We start from the raw sequence: 17932 nt of genomic DNA on the forward strand, positions 1-17932 counted from the left end.
GGAAAGACGTCCCGCTTCCTGCGGGGAGATGCAGGTGCAAGGCCTGCCCGGCGCTCCACAGACACCCCGCCCCCGGTTTCCCGGGGGCGGGGTGTTCTCGTTACCTGCGGCCGGCGCCCTGCGGCCGGACCGTCTCCGCCTCGGGGCCCTCGTGCTCCGGGCCCGGCCCGGCCACGGCGGCCCGCCGCTCCTGGAACTGCGCATACGCCATCAGGCCGAACAGCACCGCGAGCAGCACCGCCGACGAACCGGCCGTACCGAGGTCGAGGCCGCCCTTCGCGACCGGCTTGGTCAGGAAGTCGCCGGCCGTGGCGCCCAGCGGGCGGGTCAGTACGAACGCGATCCAGAAGAGCAGCACGTTCGGCACGGCCGGGACCTTCATCAGCGCGATCAGGACCAGCAGGGCGCCGGTCACCAGCGCCGCGCCGCCCAGGTAGCCCAGGCCCGAGCTGTCGGACAGGAAGTCGCCCATCGAGGTGCCCAGGGTGTTGGAGACCAGGATGGCCGACCAGAACAGGGCCTCACCCCTGAAGGTGACGATGTCGCGGATCTGGAACGTCATCCCGCTCAGCTTCCAGGCCAGGAAGATCGCCAGGAGGAGGGAGACGAGGATCGCCGCGCCCTGCGGGTAGCCGAGGCCCAGGCCCTGCGGGCCCCAGCCCAGCTTCGTGGCGCCGTTCGAGAGGTACTTGGCGCTGGCGTCGCGGTTCATGAAGTCGGACATGGTGGTGCCGGCCATGGAGGTCGACAGGATCACGGTCCAGTAGAAGAACGGGTTGTAGCGCGACGAGCGCAGCTGGATCACCAGCGTCACCACGAAGACCAGGAACAGGGCGATGGTGGTGAGGAAGTAGCCGAGTTTCAGCGTCTGCGAGAACAGATCGCCGGCCGTCTCGCCGAGGGTCGTCGCCGCGATCTTCATGACCCAGAAGGCCAGCGTGACCTCGGGCAGTTTCTTCATCACGGACTTCGTCGTCGTCAAGGGAGCTCCTGTGAGGGGGTGTCACCTGCGACCCGACCCTCCCAAGGGCCACCTGAACGCATCCTGAACTGCTCGCGTCCGAGGTCTTGCGGAACCGGGTTCGCTGTGGTGTCGCTGTGGCTCGATCCGTTCCCCTCCATACGCTGGCCCCAATCCGTTCGCTCAATTCGTTCCGCCGGACACCTCCACCTCACACCGCAACCGCCGCTCCGCCCGCACCACACCCCGGAAAAAACTTCCGTGCGGGTGTCGATCCGGGCGTCCGCCGTTCGACGCATGGGTGAGCGGCGGGCCAAGGCCCCGCCGCCCCGACCGAAGGAGTCACCATGCCCCGCTACCTGTCGCTCGTGCACGTCGACGAGTCCACCGCCCCCGCCGAGGGCCCCAGCGAGGAGCTGATGCGCCGGATGGGCGAGCTGATCGAGGAGGTCACCAAGGCCGGCGTCATGCTCGAGACCGCCGGGCTGACCCCCGCCCAGCAGGGCACCACGGTGCGCTGGGAGGGCGGGAAGCTGTCCGTCACCGACGGGCCGTTCACCGAGTCCAAGGAGGTCGTCGGCGGCTACGCGATCATGCAGTGCAAGGACCGGGCCGAGGCCGTGGAGTGGACCAAGCGGTTCTTGAAGGTCCACGAGGACTACTGGACCGTCTCGTGCGAGGTGCGCGAGATCGCCGAGGGCTGACCGTCGTTGGCGGCGCGGGCGCCGGGGGTGTTGCATGGTGGGCTGTGGAACCACAGCCCACCGAGCCTCAGCCCACCGGGCCCGCCGCCGCCCACGCCATCGAGACCGTCTTCCGCCTGGAGTCGCCGCGTGTCATCGCCGGCGTGGCCCGGATCGTCCGCGACGTGGGCATCGCCGAGGAACTGGCGCAGGACGCCCTGGTCGCCGCCCTGGAGCAGTGGCCCCGTGACGGTGTGCCCGACAACCCCGGCGCCTGGCTCATGGCCACCGCCCGGCACCGGGCCGTCGACCTGATCCGGCGCCGCGAGACCTACGCCCGCAAGCTGGAGGAGATCGGCCGGGACCGCACACTGTCGTCCCCGCCGCCGTACGGCGGGCCCGCCGACCCGGACGACATCGACGACGACCTGCTCCGGCTCGTCTTCACCGCCTGCCACCCGGTGCTGTCGCCCGAGGCCCGCACCGCGCTCACGCTGCGCCTGCTCGGCGGCCTGACCACGGCCGAGATCGCCCGCGCCTACCTCGTCCCGGAGCCGACGATCGCCCAGCGCGTCGTCCGCGCCAAACGGACCCTGGCGAAGAAGAACGTCGCCTTCGAGGTGCCCTGCGGCCCCGACCGCGAGGCGCGCCTCGGCTCCGTCCTGGACGTCATCTACCTGATCTTCAACGAGGGGTACGCGGCGACCGCCGGCGACGACCTGCTGCGCCCCGGCCTGTGCGAGGACGCGCTGCGCCTGGCCCGCGTGCTGTCCGCGCTGATGCCCGAGGAGCCGGAGGTGCACGGCCTGACCGCGCTGCTGGAGTTCCAGGCGTCCCGCACGGCCGCCCGCACGGGTCCGGACGGCGAGCCGGTCCTGCTCAAGGACCAGAACCGCCGCCGCTGGAACCGCAGGCTCATCGCCCGCGGCGTACAGGCCCTCGACCGGGCCGGCGCCACGGCGACCGGCGCCCCGGGCCCCTACGCCCTCCAGGCGGCCATCGCCGCGTGCCACGCCCACGCGCACACGTACGAGGAGACCGACTGGCGGACCATCGCCACCCTGTACGGCCTGCTGGCCGCCCGTGCCCCGTCCCCGGTGGTCGAGCTGAACCGCGCGGTCGCCGTGTCGATGGCCGACGGCCCGGCCGAGGGCCTGAAACTGGTGGACGCCCTGGCCGCCGAACCCGCCCTGCGCGACTACCACCTGCTGCCCAGCGTCCGCGGCGACCTGCTGGCCCGGCTCGGGCGTACGGTTCAGGCCCGCGCGGAGTTCGAGCGGGCGGCCGGCCTGGCGCGCAACGACAAGGAACGGCAACTGCTGCTGCGCCGGGCCGGCGAGGTGCCGTCCTAGCCGGGCCTGCCCAGGTCCTGAGCGGGCCTGCCCACGAGCATGGTCGGCGCCCCGGCGACCCGGGTGAGGAACACCGTCGCCGCGTTCGGCCCCTGCGGCTTGACCTTCTTGCGCAGTTCCTCCGGCTCGACCGCCGACCCGCGCTTCTTCACGGTCAGCGTGCCGACCTCGCGCTCGCGCAGCAGGGCCTTCAACTTCTTGACGTTGAAGGGGAGTTGGTCGGTGATCTCGTAGGCGGAGGCGTACGGCGTGTGCCGCGGCTCGTCGGCGGTGACGTAGGCGATCGTCGGGTCGATCAGCCCGCCGTCCAGGTGTTCGGCCACCTCGGCGACCAGATGGGCGCGGATCACGGCACCGTCCGGTTCGTACAGGTACCGGCCCACCGGGCGCACCGCGGGATCGGGCAGGCCCCGGCCGAGCAGCGTGCGCGGGCCGGGCAGCAGCGTGGCGCGCACCGCCCCCGGCGCTCCCGTCCCGAACCACAGCACCGCCTCCTTCACATCACCGCCGTCGGAGATCCACTCCGCCTCGGCCTCGGCGGGGACGGCCTCGTGGGGGACACCCGGGGCGATCTTCAGCGCGGCCGTCGGGGCGGTCGAGGCGGCTCCCACCGCCCAGGACAGCGGCGGTGAGTAGGCCTCCGGGTCGAAGATCCTGCCGCGGCCCCCGCGGCGCGCCGGATCCACGAAGACCGCGTCGTACCCGGCGGTGTCCACCTCCGTGACGTCCGCCTCGCGCACCTCGATCAGCTCGCCCAGCCCCAGTTCCTCGGCGTTCGCCCGGGCCACGGCGGCCGTCACCGGATCCCGGTCCACGGCGAGCACCCGGATCCCCGCCCGGGCGAACGCGATCGCGTCCCCGCCGATCCCGCAGCACAGGTCGGCCACGGAGGTCACGCCGAGGCCCTTGAAGCGCTCCGCGCGATACGTCGCCACGCTGGTCCGCGTCGACTGCTCGACCCCGTTCGGCGTGAAGAACATCCGCCCCGCGTCCGCCGCCCCGAACTTCGCCGCCGCCCGCTGCCGCAGCCGGGCCTGGCCGAGCGCGGCCGACACCAGCTCGGCGGGATGGTCGCGGCGCAGCCGGGTGGCGACGGCGAGTTCGTCCGCCGGGGCGGTGTCGCGGACCTCGTCGAGGAGGGCACGGCCTTCGGGGGTGAGGAGCAGAGCGAGGTCGTTCACCGGGTCATTGTGGGCCAGTCGGTGGATCGTCCGCCTCCGGCGGCGGTGTCGGCCCGGGATCCGTGCCCTGGCCTGGGAGGATCCGGCACCATGCAACTAATCGTACAAAACGATAAAAATCAGATCCGGGTCAGGTGTCCCGCCCTCGCCCGCGGAGCCGCCGCGCTGGTCTGTGCCGCCCTTCTCGCCGGCTGTGCCGGCTCCGGCGCGGCCCGCCCCGCGTCCGGCCAGGGCGGCCCCGCGCACACCCTGAGTCCCCAGGCCCGCCAGGCCGCCGAACACGCCCGCCTGGTCGCCGCCGCCCGGCGCTGGGGACTGGACGAGGTCCCGCTGACGCCGCCGCCCCCGCCCGCGAAGAAGCCGCACATCACCGCCCGGGCCGGATTCGAGGTCGACCACCAGGAGGACTGGGAGCTGCCTCCGGTCTTCACCACGATCCCCACCCGGCAGAAGATCGTCTTCCTGACGATCGACGACGGTTCTGAGAAGGACCCGGACTTCCTGCGGATGATGCGGGAACTGAAGATCCCGTACACCGCCTTCCTCAGCAACTACCTGGTCAAGGACGACTACGGGTACTTCCGCAGGATGCAGTCCTACGGCCACACCCTCAACAACCACACCCTGCACCACCCCTATCTGCCGGGCCTGTCCTACGAGGAGCAGCGGGACGAGATCTGCGGCATGCAGGACATCATGGAGGAGCAGTTCGGCAGGCGCCCGACGGTCTTCCGCCCGCCCTACGGCGACTACGACCAGGACACCCTGCGCGCCGCCAAGGCCTGCGGCATCCGCTACGCGCCGATCTGGAACGAGGAGGTCTTCGTCGACCACTGGGAGTACCGCGAGGACGACCAGAAGATGCGCCGCGGCGACATCGTCCTCACCCACTTCCGTGGCCGCTCCGACTGGAACGGCACGATGGTCGACGACATGCGCCGCTTCCTGAACAAGGTCACCCGCGAGGGCTACGCCGTAGCCCGCCTGGAGGACTACCTGTGAGGTACGGCGGCAGCGCCGAGGGCCCCCGGGCGGTGTGCGGGAGGGCGGGTTCCGGTGGCCTTGGGGCGGCGTGCGGGGCGGCGGCTTCCGGTGGTCTGGGGCCGGTGTGCGGGGCGGCGGGTTCCGGTGGTCTGGGGCCGGTGTGCGGGGAGGTCGGCCCCGGCGGCGCGCAGGCGGTCTGCAGGAAGGCGGGGTTCAGGGGGCCGTGGGTGGGGCGGGCGCAGGGGGCCCTCGGTGGTTCGCGGGCGGGGGGCGGAGGAGGGGGCTGCGGGTGGCGCCCCGGACGGGCGCTGACCGCGGCGGTCCTCGCCCCGGTCCTCCTCCTCACCGGCTGCGCCCAGTCCGTCGACCCCATCGAGCGCCTCGGCATGAAGGCCGCCGAGGGTGTGCACCCGCCCGGCCCCGCCCCCGACCGGGCCTACCGCCGCTGGGGCCTGACCGAGCCCCTCGCCCGCCCGCCGCGCCCCACCGCCCGCACCCTCGCCCTCACCCCGCACACCGCCGGCCGCGCCCTGCCCCGCGTCATGGACCACGTCCCCACCCACGACCGGGTCGTCTTCCTCACCTACGACGACGGCGCCGACAAGGACCCCCGTTTCGTCGACATGGTCCGCGAACTCCGGCTGCCCGTCAGCATGTTCCTCACCGACAGCGTCGCCGGCCCCGGCTACGGCCACTTCGCCCGCCTGCGCCGGCTGGGCGCCGGCATCCAGAACCACACCCTCGACCACCGCGCGCTGTCCGGACTGCCCTACTCCGGCCAGCGCGCCGAGATCTGCGGCCAGCAGGACAGGCTCGCCTCCCGGCTCGGGGTGCGCCCCCGCCTCTTCCGCCCGCCGTACGGCTCGTACGACACCACCACCCTGCGCGCGGCGTCCGACTGCGGCATCTCCGCGCTCGTCCTGTGGCGCGCCGCCATGACCCCGGACGACCTCGTCTACACCCACGGCGCACACCACCTCCGCCCCGGCGACATCATCCTGATCGGCCCGGACGAGACAACGGGCCCCAGCCTGCGCGACCGCACCGCCCGGGCCGTGCGCAGGGTCCAGCAACGGGGGCTGACGGTGGGCCGGCTGGAGGACTACCTGTAGGAGGACTGCCTGCAGGCCGGGAAACCAGCCTGTCCGGGGGGCGGGAGCCCCCGGGGACGGCGGAGCAATCCGGCCACCGAGGACCCCGGCGCTGAACGGATCTTCGGCCGACGCGCCGCACGGCATTGGCACTCCGCTTGACCGAGTGCTAACCGCAGTCATAGTCTCGGCTCTGGCACTCCCCCCTGGAGAGTGCCAACAAAGCGACGGGCAGGTCCGGCACCCGCGACGACGGATCGACCTGGTCGCCACCTCAGACAGTTAACCCCGTGAGATCTCCGAAGGGGGAGGTCGGATCGTGACGACCACCAGCTCCAAGGTTGCCATCAAGCCGCTCGAGGACCGCATCGTGGTCCAGCCGCTCGACGCCGAGCAGACCACCGCCTCTGGCCTGGTCATCCCGGACACCGCGAAGGAGAAGCCCCAGGAGGGCGCCGTCCTCGCCGTGGGCCCGGGCCGCTTCGAGAACGGCGAGCGTCTGCCGCTCGACGTCAAGGTCGGCGACGTCGTCCTGTACAGCAAGTACGGCGGCACCGAGGTGAAGTACAACGGCGAGGAGTACCTCGTCCTCTCGGCTCGCGACGTGCTCGCGATCATCGAGAAGTAGTCACCTCGAGCAAACCTTTGCTTCTGAGCTGCGCCCCTGGCCCCCGCGACCGATAACGAAGCCGGGCGCCCGGGGCGCAGTTGTCTTTACTCCCACAGATTTCCGAGAGGGCTTCCGCTGTCATGGCGAAGATTCTGAAGTTCGACGAGGACGCCCGTCGCGCCCTTGAGCGCGGCGTCAACAAGCTGGCCGACACGGTGAAGGTGACGATCGGCCCCAAGGGCCGCAACGTCGTCATCGACAAGAAGTTCGGTGCCCCCACCATCACCAACGACGGTGTCACGATCGCCCGCGAGGTCGAGATCGAGGACCCGTACGAGAACCTCGGCGCGCAGCTGGTGAAGGAGGTGGCGACCAAGACCAACGACATCGCGGGTGACGGCACCACCACCGCCACCGTGCTCGCCCAGGCGCTGGTGCGCGAGGGCCTGAAGAACGTCGCCGCCGGTGCCTCCCCGGCCGCCCTGAAGAAGGGCATCGACGCCGCCGTCAAGGCCGTCTCCGACGACCTGCTGGCTTCCGCCCGCCCGATCGACGAGAAGTCCGACATCGCCGCCGTCGCCGCGCTGTCCGCCCAGGACCAGCAGGTCGGCGAGCTCATCGCCGAGGCGATGGACAAGGTCGGCAAGGACGGTGTCATCACCGTCGAGGAGTCCAACACCTTCGGTCTGGAGCTGGACTTCACCGAGGGCATGGCCTTCGACAAGGGCTACCTGTCGCCGTACTTCGTGACGGACCAGGAGCGCATGGAGGCCGTCCTCGACGACCCGTACATCCTCATCAACCAGGGCAAGATCAGCTCCATCCAGGACCTGCTGCCGCTGCTGGAGAAGGTCATCCAGGCCGGCGCCTCCAAGCCGCTGCTGATCATCGCCGAGGACGTCGAGGGCGAGGCCCTGTCGACCCTGGTCGTCAACAAGATCCGCGGCACCTTCAACGCCGTCGCGGTGAAGGCCCCTGGCTTCGGCGACCGCCGCAAGGCGATGCTGCAGGACATGGCGATCCTCACCGGCGCCACCGTCATCTCCGAGGAGGTCGGCCTCAAGCTCGACCAGGTCGGCCTGGACGTGCTCGGCTCCGCCCGCCGCGTGACGGTCACCAAGGACGACACCACGATCGTCGAGGGTGCCGGCAAGGCCGAGGACCTCACCGGCCGCGTCGCGCAGATCAAGGCCGAGATCGAGAACACCGACTCCGACTGGGACCGCGAGAAGCTCCAGGAGCGCCTCGCGAAGCTGGCCGGCGGCGTGTGCGTGATCAAGGTCGGCGCCGCCACCGAGGTGGAGCTGAAGGAGAAGAAGCACCGTCTGGAGGACGCCATCTCCGCGACCCGCGCCGCGGTCGAGGAGGGCATCGTCTCCGGTGGTGGCTCCGCCCTGGTCCACTCCTCCAAGGTCCTCGAGGGCAACCTCGACAAGACCGGCGACGAGGCCACCGGTGTCGCGGTCGTCCGCAACGCCGTGGTCGAGCCGCTGCGCTGGATCGGCGAGAACGCCGGCCAGGAGGGCTACGTCATCGTCTCCAAGGTCAAGGACCTGGAGAAGGGGCAGGGCTACAACGCCGCCACCGGCGAGTACGGCGACCTGGTCAAGGCCGGCGTCATCGACCCGGTGAAGGTCACCCGCTCCGCCCTGGAGAACGCCGCCTCCATCGCCTCCCTGCTGCTCACGACCGAGACCCTGGTCGTCGAGAAGAAGGAAGAGGAAGAGCCGGCCGCCGCGGGCCACGGCCACGGCCACGCCCACTGAGCCAAGCGCTCCCGACGAAGGCCCGGCACCCGTCACGGTGCCGGGCCTTCGCCCTGTCTACTGCTCCAACTCGTCCAGTGCGCCCAGTTGCTGCATCAGCCCCAGCTGGTCGTGCTGCCACCAGGTTTCGGCGATCTTGCCGTGGTCCGTGAAGCGGAAGAGTGTCATTCCGGTCATGGAGACCCGCCTGCCCGTGGGCGCGATCCCCAGGAAGTCCCCTTTGTGCGTGGCGTTCCAGATCCACCGCGCGCAGGCCCGGTCGCCCTCGGCGAGCACGTCCTCGACCGTGAAGGTGAAGTCGAAGGAGCCGCGCCACATCCGGTACTCGGCGCGGACGTTGTCCAGGCCGATGGTGTCCTGCGGGTTCACCGGGTCGTGGCTGTGGACGTCCTCGTCCAGCAGATTGTTGAGCGGCGCCAGCTCGCCCGCGCTCTGGAGCTCCTCGAAGAACCTGAGCACGGTGTCCTCGGCCAGCCGCTCGTCCCGCACGACGTCCAGATCGGTGAACGTCGGCATCTCGTCGCACAGCGCGACCATCTCCTGGAAGATCCTGTCGGTCTCCGGGAGGTTCGAGTTCCGCATCGCCTCCGCGTACGACGGGAACTCCACCACTTCGACGATGTGCGACGCGTCCGAGCGGTCCTTGCCGACCAGCGCGTGCGTCGCCGTCCGCTTCCCCTTGGTCTGCGCGACCCAGTCGTCCATCAGCCGGTTCATCTCGTCCAGCCGGCTCGTCCTGCACTCGATGAGCTGTACGAAGGTCATGACGCCGCCTCCCGGCCCCCCTGGCCCGGTGTGCCACGCTCATTTTCCCACCGGGACGGCAGCGCCACCCGTTCGCTACCGGGGCCCGTACTTGCGGCCCGTCCGGGAGGAGATACCGCCCATCAGTCCGCGTGGGGTGACCTTCACCAGGCCCATCAGCGCCTTGTAGCGCGGGTCGGGGACCGACAGCGACTTGCCGCGCGCCAGGTCGGCCAGAGCCGCCGCGACCAGCTTGTCGGCGTCCAGCCACATCCAGCCCGGGATGTTGTCCGTGCCCATCCCGGCCCGCTGGTGGAACTCGGTGCGCACGAAGCCGGGGCACAGGGCCATCAGGCGTACGCCGCTGCCGGCCAGGTCCTTGGCCGCGCCCTGGGTGAACTGCACGACCCACGCCTTGGAGGCGCCGTAGGTGCCGCGCGGCACGAAGGCGGCCACGGAGGCGACGTTGACGATCCCGCCCCGCCCCCGCTCGCGCATCGCCTCGGCCGCCGCCGACGTCAGCCGGAGCACCGCCTCGCAGTGCACCTTGAGCATCCGCAGCTCGTCGGCCATGGACACCTCGAGATAGCGGCCCTTGTTGCCGAAGCCCGCGTTGTTGACCAGCAGGTCGACCGGGTTCTTCCGGTCGCCGAGGCGGTCGGCCACCGACTCGATGCCCTTGTCCTCGGACAGGTCGGCGGTCAGCACCTCCACCTCGATGCCGTGCCGGTCGTGCAGTTCGGTCGCCTGTTCGCGCAGCCGTTTGGTGTCCCGTGCCACCAGGACGAGGTCGTGCCCGTCAGCCGCCAGCCGCCGCGCGAACGCGGCGCCGATCCCCGCGGTCGATCCCGTAATCAGAGCCGTTGTCATGACCCAAGGGTAGTGACCCGGAGCGGGCGCGTCCGCTGGCGCGGGAGCCGGGCGGAGGCCCGGCCCACGGGCGCTCAGCCCTGCTGCAGCGCCACGTACTTGCGCGCCGCGGCCAGCGTCTCAGCGTGCAGCGCCTCACCCGCCGCCAGCACCCGCGGCAGCAGTTCCCGCTCGGTGGTGACCGCGCGGAACTGCAGGGCCGCCGTCACCCCGTGGTCCGGCCGGTGCACGATCTCGATGGGATCGCCCGCCCGTATCTCGCCTGGCTCGATCACCCGGAGGTAGGCACCCGTTGCGCCCTTCTGCGTGAATCTCCTGACCCAGCCGCGCTCGCCCAGATGGCCCTGGAACGTACGGCACGGGATCCGGCCGGAGGTCACCTCCAGAACCGGCCCGGCCCCGATCCGCCAGCGCTCGCCGATCAGCGCCCCGGAGACGTCCAGCCCGTCCGTCGTCAGGTTCTCCCCGAAGCAGCCGTTGGCCAACGACCGGCCCAGCTCGCGCTCCCAGTCGTCGAGATCCTCGCGCGCGTAGGCGTACACCGCCTGGTCGTCCCCGCCGTGATGGCGCAGCTCGCACACCGCGTCCCCGGCCAGCCCGCTGCCGCCGACCCCCTTGGGGCCCGGCGCCGTCACCCGCACCGGCCCGTCGGCGGGCTTCTTGTCGATGCCCGTCACCCCCTCCGGCTGGTCCGTGTACGGCACCGGCTGCGGGCGGCCCAGATTGATCGTGAGAACCCTCATGCCCGCACGGTACGTGACCCACCTCAAAGCGTCGAGCGAATATCGCGCACCATCCCCAAGCATCCCTTATGCTCGGAGGGTGATCGAGGCCCGACATCTCCGCGTCCTGCGCGCCGTCGCCACCACCGGTTCCTTCTCGGCGGCGGGGCGCGAACTGGGCTGCACCCAGCCCGCCGTCAGCCAGCAGATGAAGGCCCTGGAGACCTCGGTCGGCACCCCGCTGCTGGTCCGCAGCGGCCGCGAGATGCGGCTGACCCAGGCCGGGGAAGCCCTGGTCAGGCACGCCTCCGGCATTCTCGCCGGGCTCACCGCGGCCGAGGAGGAGGTCGCCGCCATCGCGGGCCTGCGCGCCGGCCGGGTCCGGCTGGTCTCCTTCCCGAGCGGCACGTCCACCCTGGTCCCCACCGCCCTCGCCGCCCTGCGCGCCGCCCACCCCGGCACCCGCGTCTCCCTGGAGGAGGCCGAGCCCCCGAAGTCCGTCGAGCTGCTGCGCGAGGGTGACTGCGACCTCGCGCTGGCCTTCCGCTACGAGGGGGCGGCGGTCGCCGAGGACTGGGACGACCTGGTCGTGCGGCCCCTGCTGACGGACCGTCTGGTCGCCCTGGTCCCGGAGCGTCATCCCCTGGCGCGCGCCCAGTCCGTCGCCATCGGCGAGCTGGCCCAGGAGCCGTGGATCGCGGGCTGCCCGCGCTGCCGCGGCCAGCTGGTCGAGGTGTGCGAGGGAGCCGGTTTCACCCCGCGCATCGACTTCGCCACGGACGACTACCCGGCGGTGGTCGGCCTGGTCGGCGCCGGCCTGGGGGTCGCCGTACTGCCGCAACTGGCGGTGGAGTCGGTACGGCCCAGGGGTGTGCGCACGGTACGGCTGGAACCGGCGGTGCGGCGCGAGATCGTCGGCCTCACCCTGCCCGACCTGGCGCAGGTACCGGCCGTGGCGGCGACGCTGGAACAGCTGGCCCGGGCGGCCGTGCGCGCCTAGGAGTCCGCGCAGAATCAAGGGCACGCGCGCGGCGTGCCCTGGTGGGAGGGAAAGGGGGGCACCCGGAGGGCCGTGGGTGCAGAAACGTTCCTTCAGTGGTTGGGGGCCGTGTCCGCGCCGACGGCCGAGGCCGTCACCAGGCGGTTGCGCGCGCGCCCCATCAGCTCCTCACGCTCATCCTCGGTCAGGCCGCCCCACACGCCGTACGGCTCGCGCACCGCCAGGGCGTGCGCCGCGCACTCCGCGCGCACGGGGCACCTCATGCAGACCTCCTTGGCCGAGTTCTCGCGAGCGCTCCGAGCCGCCCCGCGCTCGCCCTCCGGGTGGAAGAAGAGCGAGCTGTCCACGCCGCGGCAGGCAGCCAGCAGCTGCCAGTCCCACAGGTCCGCGTTCGGTCCGGGAAGGCGGGAGAAATCTGCCATTACGTGACCCCTTGTAGCCGTTCTGAGCGGATACGGTGCCAACGACCGTACATCTCCGGTCTAAGGAGATGAAAATATGACTCATTGCGAATCTAGCCTCGGACACCACGAAACGGGAAGAAAAGGGGCCAAATGGGGCATAGTCGTGATGAAAAGTTGAGGGTCTGTTGTTCATGTCTGCTCCGTGTCGAGCCCCTCACGTAGAGTGCCGAAGACGGCACGCGGCCCCGTAACTCTTTCGAGTGACCGTCGTTGAGAGTGCGGAGGCGGTTGAAGAGAAAAGCGCTCGGGCAGGCGTCCGAGGCGGTCGACCGCACAGGTGACGATTCCGTACCAGCCTGGAGGCTCAAGGTGACGCGCATCAGCTGCGGAGGGCGGCCATGACATCCGTCCTCGTCTGCGACGACTCCCCGCTTGCCCGAGAAGCGCTCCGCCGCGCGGTCGCGACCGTGCCCGGCGTCGAGCGCGTGACGACGGCGGCCAACGGCGAGGAAGTCCTCCGCCGCTGGGGCGCCGACCGCTCCGACCTCATTCTGATGGACGTGCGCATGCCCGGCCTGGGCGGCGTGGAGACCGTGCGCCGTCTGCTGTCGGCCGACCCCGGCGCGCGCATCATCATGCTCACCGTCGCCGAGGACCTCGACGGCGTGGCCCTCGCGGTCGCCGCCGGTGCCCGGGGCTACCTGCACAAGGACGCCTCGCGCGCGGAACTGCGCGCCACGGTGACGCAGGCCCTAGCGGACCCGACCTGGCGGCTGGCCCCGCGCCGGCTCCGCTCGGCCGAGATGGGGGCGGCGCCCACGCTCACCGCGCGTGAGATCCAGGTCCTGGAAGGCATGAGCCACGGCCGTTCCAACGCCGAGATCGGGCGCGAACTGTTCCTCTCCGAGGACACCGTCAAGACGCACGCGCGGCGCCTGTTCAAGAAGCTCGGTGCCTCCGACCGGGCCCACGCCGTGGCGCTCGGCTTCCGCTGGGGACTGGTCCGGTAGGCGGTGCCGGGCCCTGCGGGGCAGGCGGGGCCGGCCGCCACCGGGGCACCGCTCCCGGACCCGGACGCGTATCCGCCTCCCCTGGCAGCAGCCGGGCGCCCCGTCGGCGCCGGAGCCGCCCGGGGAAGGGGACGCGGAAGGGAACTCGGCCCGCTCCTCGAGATGTCCGGGCGAAAGGCCGGCTTTCGGGTGTCCGGGCCGTGCGGCGGCTTTCGGGTGTCTGCGCCGTGCGGCGGCTTTCCGGGCTGCGGGCCGTGTGCCGGTATCCGCGTGTCCCGGCCGTGCGCCGCACCGAACCCCACCGTGACGGGTCCACGGTGTCACGCCGGGCCCCGGGTCCGTAATGCCGTGCCTCGGCCGTGCGTGACGCCGTGCGAGGGGTTTCGGGGGCGCGTCCGCGTGCCCCGGGTCCGCACGGGGACGCGCGCGTGCGCACCTCCGCGGGGCTCCCGGGCCTGGGGCGCACCGCCGCGCCCTGGCCGCCTGCGGGAACGGACGGGGGTGCCCCGCGGCGGCACCCCGGCTTCGGCGTCCTGCCGCCGCCTCCCGGCACGCCCGCCGGGGCGGGATACGGGCGCGGTGCGGTGAAACGCCCTGACCGGTGTTCCGGTTGCCCGTGGAAGCGGCCGTGACGCGTCGCCCGGGGGTGGACCCGGTCACACCCGAGGAGGCGTGCGCCGGGCTGCCGGCCGGGTGGTGGGCCGTACGCGGGAACGGAGATCCATTCCGGGAACACCCGTGGTCGGCACCGCTGGACGAGGATCGCGGCACACGCGGTCGGGCCGTTCGCGCCCTGGGCGTACGACTCCGTCGGACGCCTCGGCGGGCGCTGCGCAAGGAGGCCCGCCGGACGAGCGCTGCTCGTTTCGGCGCGGATGCCGCATCCTTGAGATGTGGAGTCTCTCGGGGACGAGTCGGTCGAGCGGAAGGGGAGGGCGCAGGGAATGAGTGCCGGCGCACCTGCTCATAACGCTTCGGTGCACAACCACGAGCACGATGCGACGGACCGGACGGCCGCAAGGCACCATGGACCGATGCGCGACGACGAGGCGGGCACGGCCCACGGGGCGATCGGTGCGCTCGTGCATCGCGCCGTCGACGGGGACGAGCAGGCCACGCACGATCTGCTTGCGCACGTGCACCCGCTGGCGCTGCGTTACTGCCGCACCCGGCTGTCCCGGCTGCCCGGCGACGCGCGCCACTTCGTCGAGGACCTCGCCCAGGAGGTCTGTGTCGCGGTCCTGCTCGCGCTGCCCCGCTACCGCGACACCGGCCGTCCCTTCGAGGCGTTCGTCTTCGCCATCGCCTCCCACAAGGTCGCCGACCTGCAGCGCGCCGCGATGCGCCACCCGGGCTCCACGGCCGTGCCCTCCGACGAGATGCCGGAACGACCCGACGACTCCCTCGGCCCCGAGGAGCGCGCCCTGCTCAGCAGCGACGCAGAGTGGGCGAAGAAGCTGCTGGCCAACCTCCCCGAGAACCAGCGTGAACTGCTCCTGCTGCGCATCGCCGTGGGCTTGACCGCGGAGGAGACGGGGCAGATGTTGGGAATGTCACCCGGCGCGGTCCGGGTCGCCCAGCACAGGGCGCTGAGCCGCCTCCGCGCGCTCGCCGAACAGTAATCCCCTGGCGTGCGGCACCCCCAGCTCCTCCGCTGAACAGGTGCGCCGCCGTTTCCGTACGAACATACGAAGCCTGAAGTGACCCCGTACCGTGGAATTTGCTAGCGATGCTTCCCGTTAGCATGGACATCCGCACCGATCAAGGCCATTTGGGGAAGGTGTCATGACTGCCAACGTCGACGGAGTGCCCGGGAAATTCGCGACACTCGGGCTGACCTACGACGACGTGCTGCTGCTGCCGGGCTCGTCGGACATGGCACCCGACGAGATCGACACCGCCTCGTACGTCTCCAAGAACGTGCGGGTCAACATCCCGCTGCTGTCCGCCGCCATGGACAAGGTGACCGAGTCCCGCATGGCGATCGCGATGGCCCGCCAGGGCGGCGTCGGCGTGCTGCACCGCAACCTCTCCATCGAGGACCAGGCCAACCAGGTCGACCTGGTGAAGCGCTCCGAGTCCGGCATGGTCACCGACCCCATCACCATCCACCCGGACGCCACCCTCGCCGAGGCCGACGCGCTGTGCGCCAGGTTCCGCATCAGCGGCGTCCCGGTGACCGACGGCGACAAGAAGCTCCTCGGCATCGTCACCAACCGTGACATGGCCTTCGAGAGCGACCGCAGCCGCCGCGTGCACGAGGTCATGACCCCGATGCCGCTGGTCACCGGCAAGGTCGGCATCTCCGGCCCGGAGGCCATGGAGCTGCTGCGCAAGCACAAGATCGAGAAGCTGCCGCTGGTCGACGACGAGGGCGTCCTCAAGGGCCTGATCACCGTCAAGGACTTCGTCAAGGCGGAGCAGTACCCGAACGCGGCCAAGGACGCCGAGGGCCGTCTGCTGGTCGGCGCGGCGGTCGGTGTGGCCGGTGACGCCTTCGAGCGCGCCCAGGCCCTGATCGAGGCCGGCGTCGACTTCATCGTCGTGGACACCGCGCACGGCCACTCCCGGCTGGTCGGCGACATGATCGCCAAGATCAAGTCGAACTCCTCCGGCGTCGACGTCATCGGCGGCAACGTGGCCACGCGCGACGGCGCCCAGGCCCTCGTCGACGCGGGCGCCGACGGCATCAAGGTCGGTGTCGGACCGGGCTCCATCTGCACCACGCGCGTGGTCGCCGGCGTCGGCGTCCCGCAGGTCACCGCGATCTACGAGGCCGCGCTCGCCGCCAAGGAGGCCGGTGTCCCGGTCATCGGCGACGGCGGCCTGCAGTACTCCGGCGACATCGCCAAGGCCCTGGTCGCGGGCGCCGACACGGTGATGCTCGGCTCGCTGCTCGCGGGCTGCGAGGAGTCCCCGGGTGAGCTGCTGTTCATCAACGGCAAGCAGTTCAAGTCGTACCGCGGCATGGGCTCGCTCGGCGCCATGCAGACCCGCGGCGACCGCAGGTCGTTCTCCAAGGACCGCTACTTCCAGGAGGGCGTCGCCTCCGACGAGCAGCTGATCCCCGAGGGCATCGAGGGCCAGGTGCCCTACCGCGGCCCGCTGTCCTCCGTCGTCCACCAGCTGGTCGGCGGCTTGCGCCAGTCGATGTTCTACGTCGGCGGCAAGACTGTTCCCGACCTCCAGGCGAACGGCCGGTTCGTGCGGATCACCTCGGCGGGCCTGAAGGAGAGCCACCCGCACGACATCCAGATGACGGTCGAGGCGCCGAACTACAGCAGCAAGAAATGACGCCCACGCGCGCGTGAAGCGCACGCAACGGCGGTCCCGGAGCATCCGGGGCCGCCGTTGTCGTACCCGTCGGCGATACTGGAAGGCGCTGAAACGCATCAGGGAAAGGCCACAGACGTGACTGAGATCGAGATCGGGCGCGGCAAGCGCGGCCGCCGGGCGTACGCCTTCGACGACATCGCCGTCGTCCCCAGCCGCCGTACGCGGGACCCGAAGGAGGTCTCGATCGCCTGGCAGATCGACGCCTACCGCTTCGAGCTGCCCTTCCTGGCCGCCCCCATGGACTCGGTCGTCTCCCCGGCCACCGCGATCCGCATCGGCGAGCTGGGCGGCCTCGGCGTCCTCAACCTCGAAGGCCTGTGGACGCGGCACGAGGACCCGCAGCCGCTGCTGGACGAGGTCGCCGGGCTGCCCGCCGAGCAGGCGACCCGCCGCCTCCAGGAGATCTACGCGGCGCCCATCAAGGAGGAGCTGATCGGCGCGCGCATCAAGGAGGTGCGCGACTCGGGCGTGGTCACCGCGGCCGCGCTCTCCCCGCAGCGCACCGCCCAGTTCTCCAAGGCGGTCGTGGACGCGGGCGTGGACATCTTCGTCATCCGCGGTACGACGGTCTCGGCGGAGCACGTCTCCCATGCGAGCGAGCCGCTGAACCTGAAGCAGTTCATCTACGAACTGGACGTCCCGGTGATCGTCGGTGGCTGCGCCACCTACACCGCCGCCCTGCACCTGATGCGCACCGGTGCGGCCGGCGTCCTGGTCGGCTTCGGCGGCGGCGCCGCCCACACCACGCGCAACGTGCTGGGCATCCAGGTCCCGATGGCCACCGCCGTCGCCGACGTGGCCGCGGCTCGCCGTGACTACATGGACGAGTCCGGCGGCCGGTACGTGCACGTGATCGCGGACGGCGGGGTCGGCTGGTCCGGCGACCTGCCCAAGGCGATCGCCTGCGGCGCCGACGCGGTGATGATGGGCTCCCCGCTGGCCCGCGGCACGGACGCGCCCGGCAAGGGCCACCACTGGGGCATGGAGGCGGTCAACGAGGAGCTGCCCCGCGGCAAGAAGGTCGACCTGGGCACGGTCGGCACGATCGAGGAGATCCTCACCGGCCCGTCCCACACCCCCGACGGCTCGATGAACTTCTTCGGTGCCCTGCGCCGCGCGATGGCCACCACCGGCTACAGCGAGCTGAAGGAGTTCCAGCGGGTCGAGGTGACGGTGGCGGACAGCCAGCACCGCCGCTGACCCGTACCACGCGAAGGG

17 protein-coding genes are annotated in these 17932 nt (G+C 71.4%); 11 read left to right on the forward strand and 6 right to left on the reverse strand.

Features of this window, described 5'->3' with window-relative positions; genetic code table 11:
- Positions 1-100: 100 nt before the first annotated feature.
- Positions 101-982, reverse strand: a complete 882-nt coding sequence (locus ACZ7GZ_RS12865) for a COG4705 family protein (RefSeq protein WP_471023525.1) — start codon at positions 980-982, stop codon at positions 101-103.
- A gap of 326 nt (positions 983-1308) precedes the next feature.
- On the opposite strand from ACZ7GZ_RS12865, the gene ACZ7GZ_RS12870 reads away from it, so the two are divergent.
- Positions 1309-1665: a YciI family protein gene (locus tag ACZ7GZ_RS12870; protein WP_471023526.1), complete on the forward strand. Its 357-nt coding sequence runs from the start codon at positions 1309-1311 to the stop codon at positions 1663-1665.
- A gap of 44 nt (positions 1666-1709) precedes the next feature.
- On the forward strand, positions 1710-2996 hold the full coding sequence (locus ACZ7GZ_RS12875) for an RNA polymerase sigma factor (RefSeq protein WP_471023528.1): 1287 nt from the start codon (positions 1710-1712) through the stop codon (positions 2994-2996).
- Here the strand turns inward: ACZ7GZ_RS12875 and ACZ7GZ_RS12880 are convergent.
- The gene (locus ACZ7GZ_RS12880; protein ID WP_471023531.1) at positions 2993-4177 is read right to left on the reverse strand and encodes a class I SAM-dependent methyltransferase; all 1185 of its coding nucleotides are present in this window, start codon (positions 4175-4177) and stop codon (positions 2993-2995) included. The genes ACZ7GZ_RS12875 and ACZ7GZ_RS12880 overlap by 4 nt on opposite strands.
- 90 nt (positions 4178-4267) lie before the next feature.
- Between ACZ7GZ_RS12880 and ACZ7GZ_RS12885 the strand changes: the two genes are divergently transcribed.
- The 4 genes from ACZ7GZ_RS12885 to groL all read left to right on the forward strand — a co-directional run bounded on the left by ACZ7GZ_RS12885 (position 4268) and on the right by groL (position 8628).
- A complete protein-coding gene (locus tag ACZ7GZ_RS12885; RefSeq protein ID WP_471023532.1) occupies positions 4268-5179 on the forward strand; it encodes a polysaccharide deacetylase family protein in 912 nt (303 codons plus the stop codon).
- Positions 5180-5469: 290 nt separating this feature from the next.
- Positions 5470-6273: a polysaccharide deacetylase family protein gene (locus ACZ7GZ_RS12890; protein WP_471023654.1), complete on the forward strand. Its 804-nt coding sequence runs from the start codon at positions 5470-5472 to the stop codon at positions 6271-6273.
- A 298-nt stretch (positions 6274-6571) separates the two neighbouring features.
- The gene (gene groES, locus ACZ7GZ_RS12895) at positions 6572-6880 is read left to right on the forward strand and encodes a co-chaperone GroES (protein WP_020132158.1); all 309 of its coding nucleotides are present in this window, start codon (positions 6572-6574) and stop codon (positions 6878-6880) included.
- Positions 6881-7002: 122 nt separating this feature from the next.
- Entirely contained in the window at positions 7003-8628 is a 1626-nt protein-coding gene (gene groL / locus ACZ7GZ_RS12900; protein WP_471023534.1) for a chaperonin GroEL, read from the forward strand.
- 57 nt (positions 8629-8685) lie between these two features.
- Here the strand turns inward: groL and ACZ7GZ_RS12905 are convergent, their stop codons facing one another.
- The 3 genes from ACZ7GZ_RS12905 to ACZ7GZ_RS12915 form a co-directional block, all read right to left on the reverse strand.
- Positions 8686-9393 carry an ester cyclase gene (locus ACZ7GZ_RS12905; protein ID WP_471023537.1) on the reverse strand — a complete coding sequence of 236 codons (708 nt, stop codon included), beginning with the start codon at positions 9391-9393 and terminating at the stop codon, positions 8686-8688.
- 75 nt (positions 9394-9468) lie between these two features.
- The gene (locus ACZ7GZ_RS12910; protein WP_471023540.1) at positions 9469-10242 is read right to left on the reverse strand and encodes an SDR family NAD(P)-dependent oxidoreductase; all 774 of its coding nucleotides are present in this window, start codon (positions 10240-10242) and stop codon (positions 9469-9471) included.
- Between the two features lie 74 nt (positions 10243-10316).
- Positions 10317-10985 (reverse strand): MOSC domain-containing protein, encoded by a 669-nt coding sequence (locus ACZ7GZ_RS12915; RefSeq protein ID WP_471023542.1) that lies wholly within the window; start codon positions 10983-10985, stop codon positions 10317-10319.
- A 79-nt stretch (positions 10986-11064) separates the two neighbouring features.
- Between ACZ7GZ_RS12915 and ACZ7GZ_RS12920 the strand changes: the two genes are divergently transcribed.
- Entirely contained in the window at positions 11065-11964 is a 900-nt protein-coding gene (locus tag ACZ7GZ_RS12920; protein ID WP_471023545.1) for a LysR family transcriptional regulator, read from the forward strand.
- 92 nt (positions 11965-12056) lie between these two features.
- On the opposite strand, the gene ACZ7GZ_RS12925 is transcribed toward ACZ7GZ_RS12920, so the two are convergent.
- On the reverse strand, positions 12057-12386 hold the full coding sequence (locus ACZ7GZ_RS12925; RefSeq protein WP_191871889.1) for a WhiB family transcriptional regulator: 330 nt from the start codon (positions 12384-12386) through the stop codon (positions 12057-12059).
- Positions 12387-12766: 380 nt separating this feature from the next.
- Between ACZ7GZ_RS12925 and ACZ7GZ_RS12930 the strand changes: the two genes are divergently transcribed.
- The 4 genes from ACZ7GZ_RS12930 (at position 12767) to ACZ7GZ_RS12945 (ending at position 17914) form a co-directional block, all read left to right on the forward strand.
- Complete coding sequence (locus ACZ7GZ_RS12930; RefSeq protein WP_003948568.1) at positions 12767-13378, forward strand: response regulator transcription factor; 612 nt, start codon at positions 12767-12769, stop codon at positions 13376-13378.
- Between the two features lie 1034 nt (positions 13379-14412).
- Positions 14413-15000, forward strand: coding sequence for a sigma-70 family RNA polymerase sigma factor (locus tag ACZ7GZ_RS12935; protein WP_030641278.1), 588 nt, complete (start codon positions 14413-14415; stop codon positions 14998-15000).
- Between the two features lie 163 nt (positions 15001-15163).
- The gene (guaB, locus tag ACZ7GZ_RS12940; RefSeq protein ID WP_471023546.1) at positions 15164-16672 is read left to right on the forward strand and encodes an IMP dehydrogenase; all 1509 of its coding nucleotides are present in this window, start codon (positions 15164-15166) and stop codon (positions 16670-16672) included.
- Positions 16673-16789: 117 nt separating this feature from the next.
- On the forward strand, positions 16790-17914 hold the full coding sequence (locus tag ACZ7GZ_RS12945; RefSeq protein ID WP_471023548.1) for a GuaB3 family IMP dehydrogenase-related protein: 1125 nt from the start codon (positions 16790-16792) through the stop codon (positions 17912-17914).
- Positions 17915-17932: the final 18 nt, after the last annotated feature.

This window comes from Streptomyces sp. NPDC037288, from assembly GCF_055603265.1.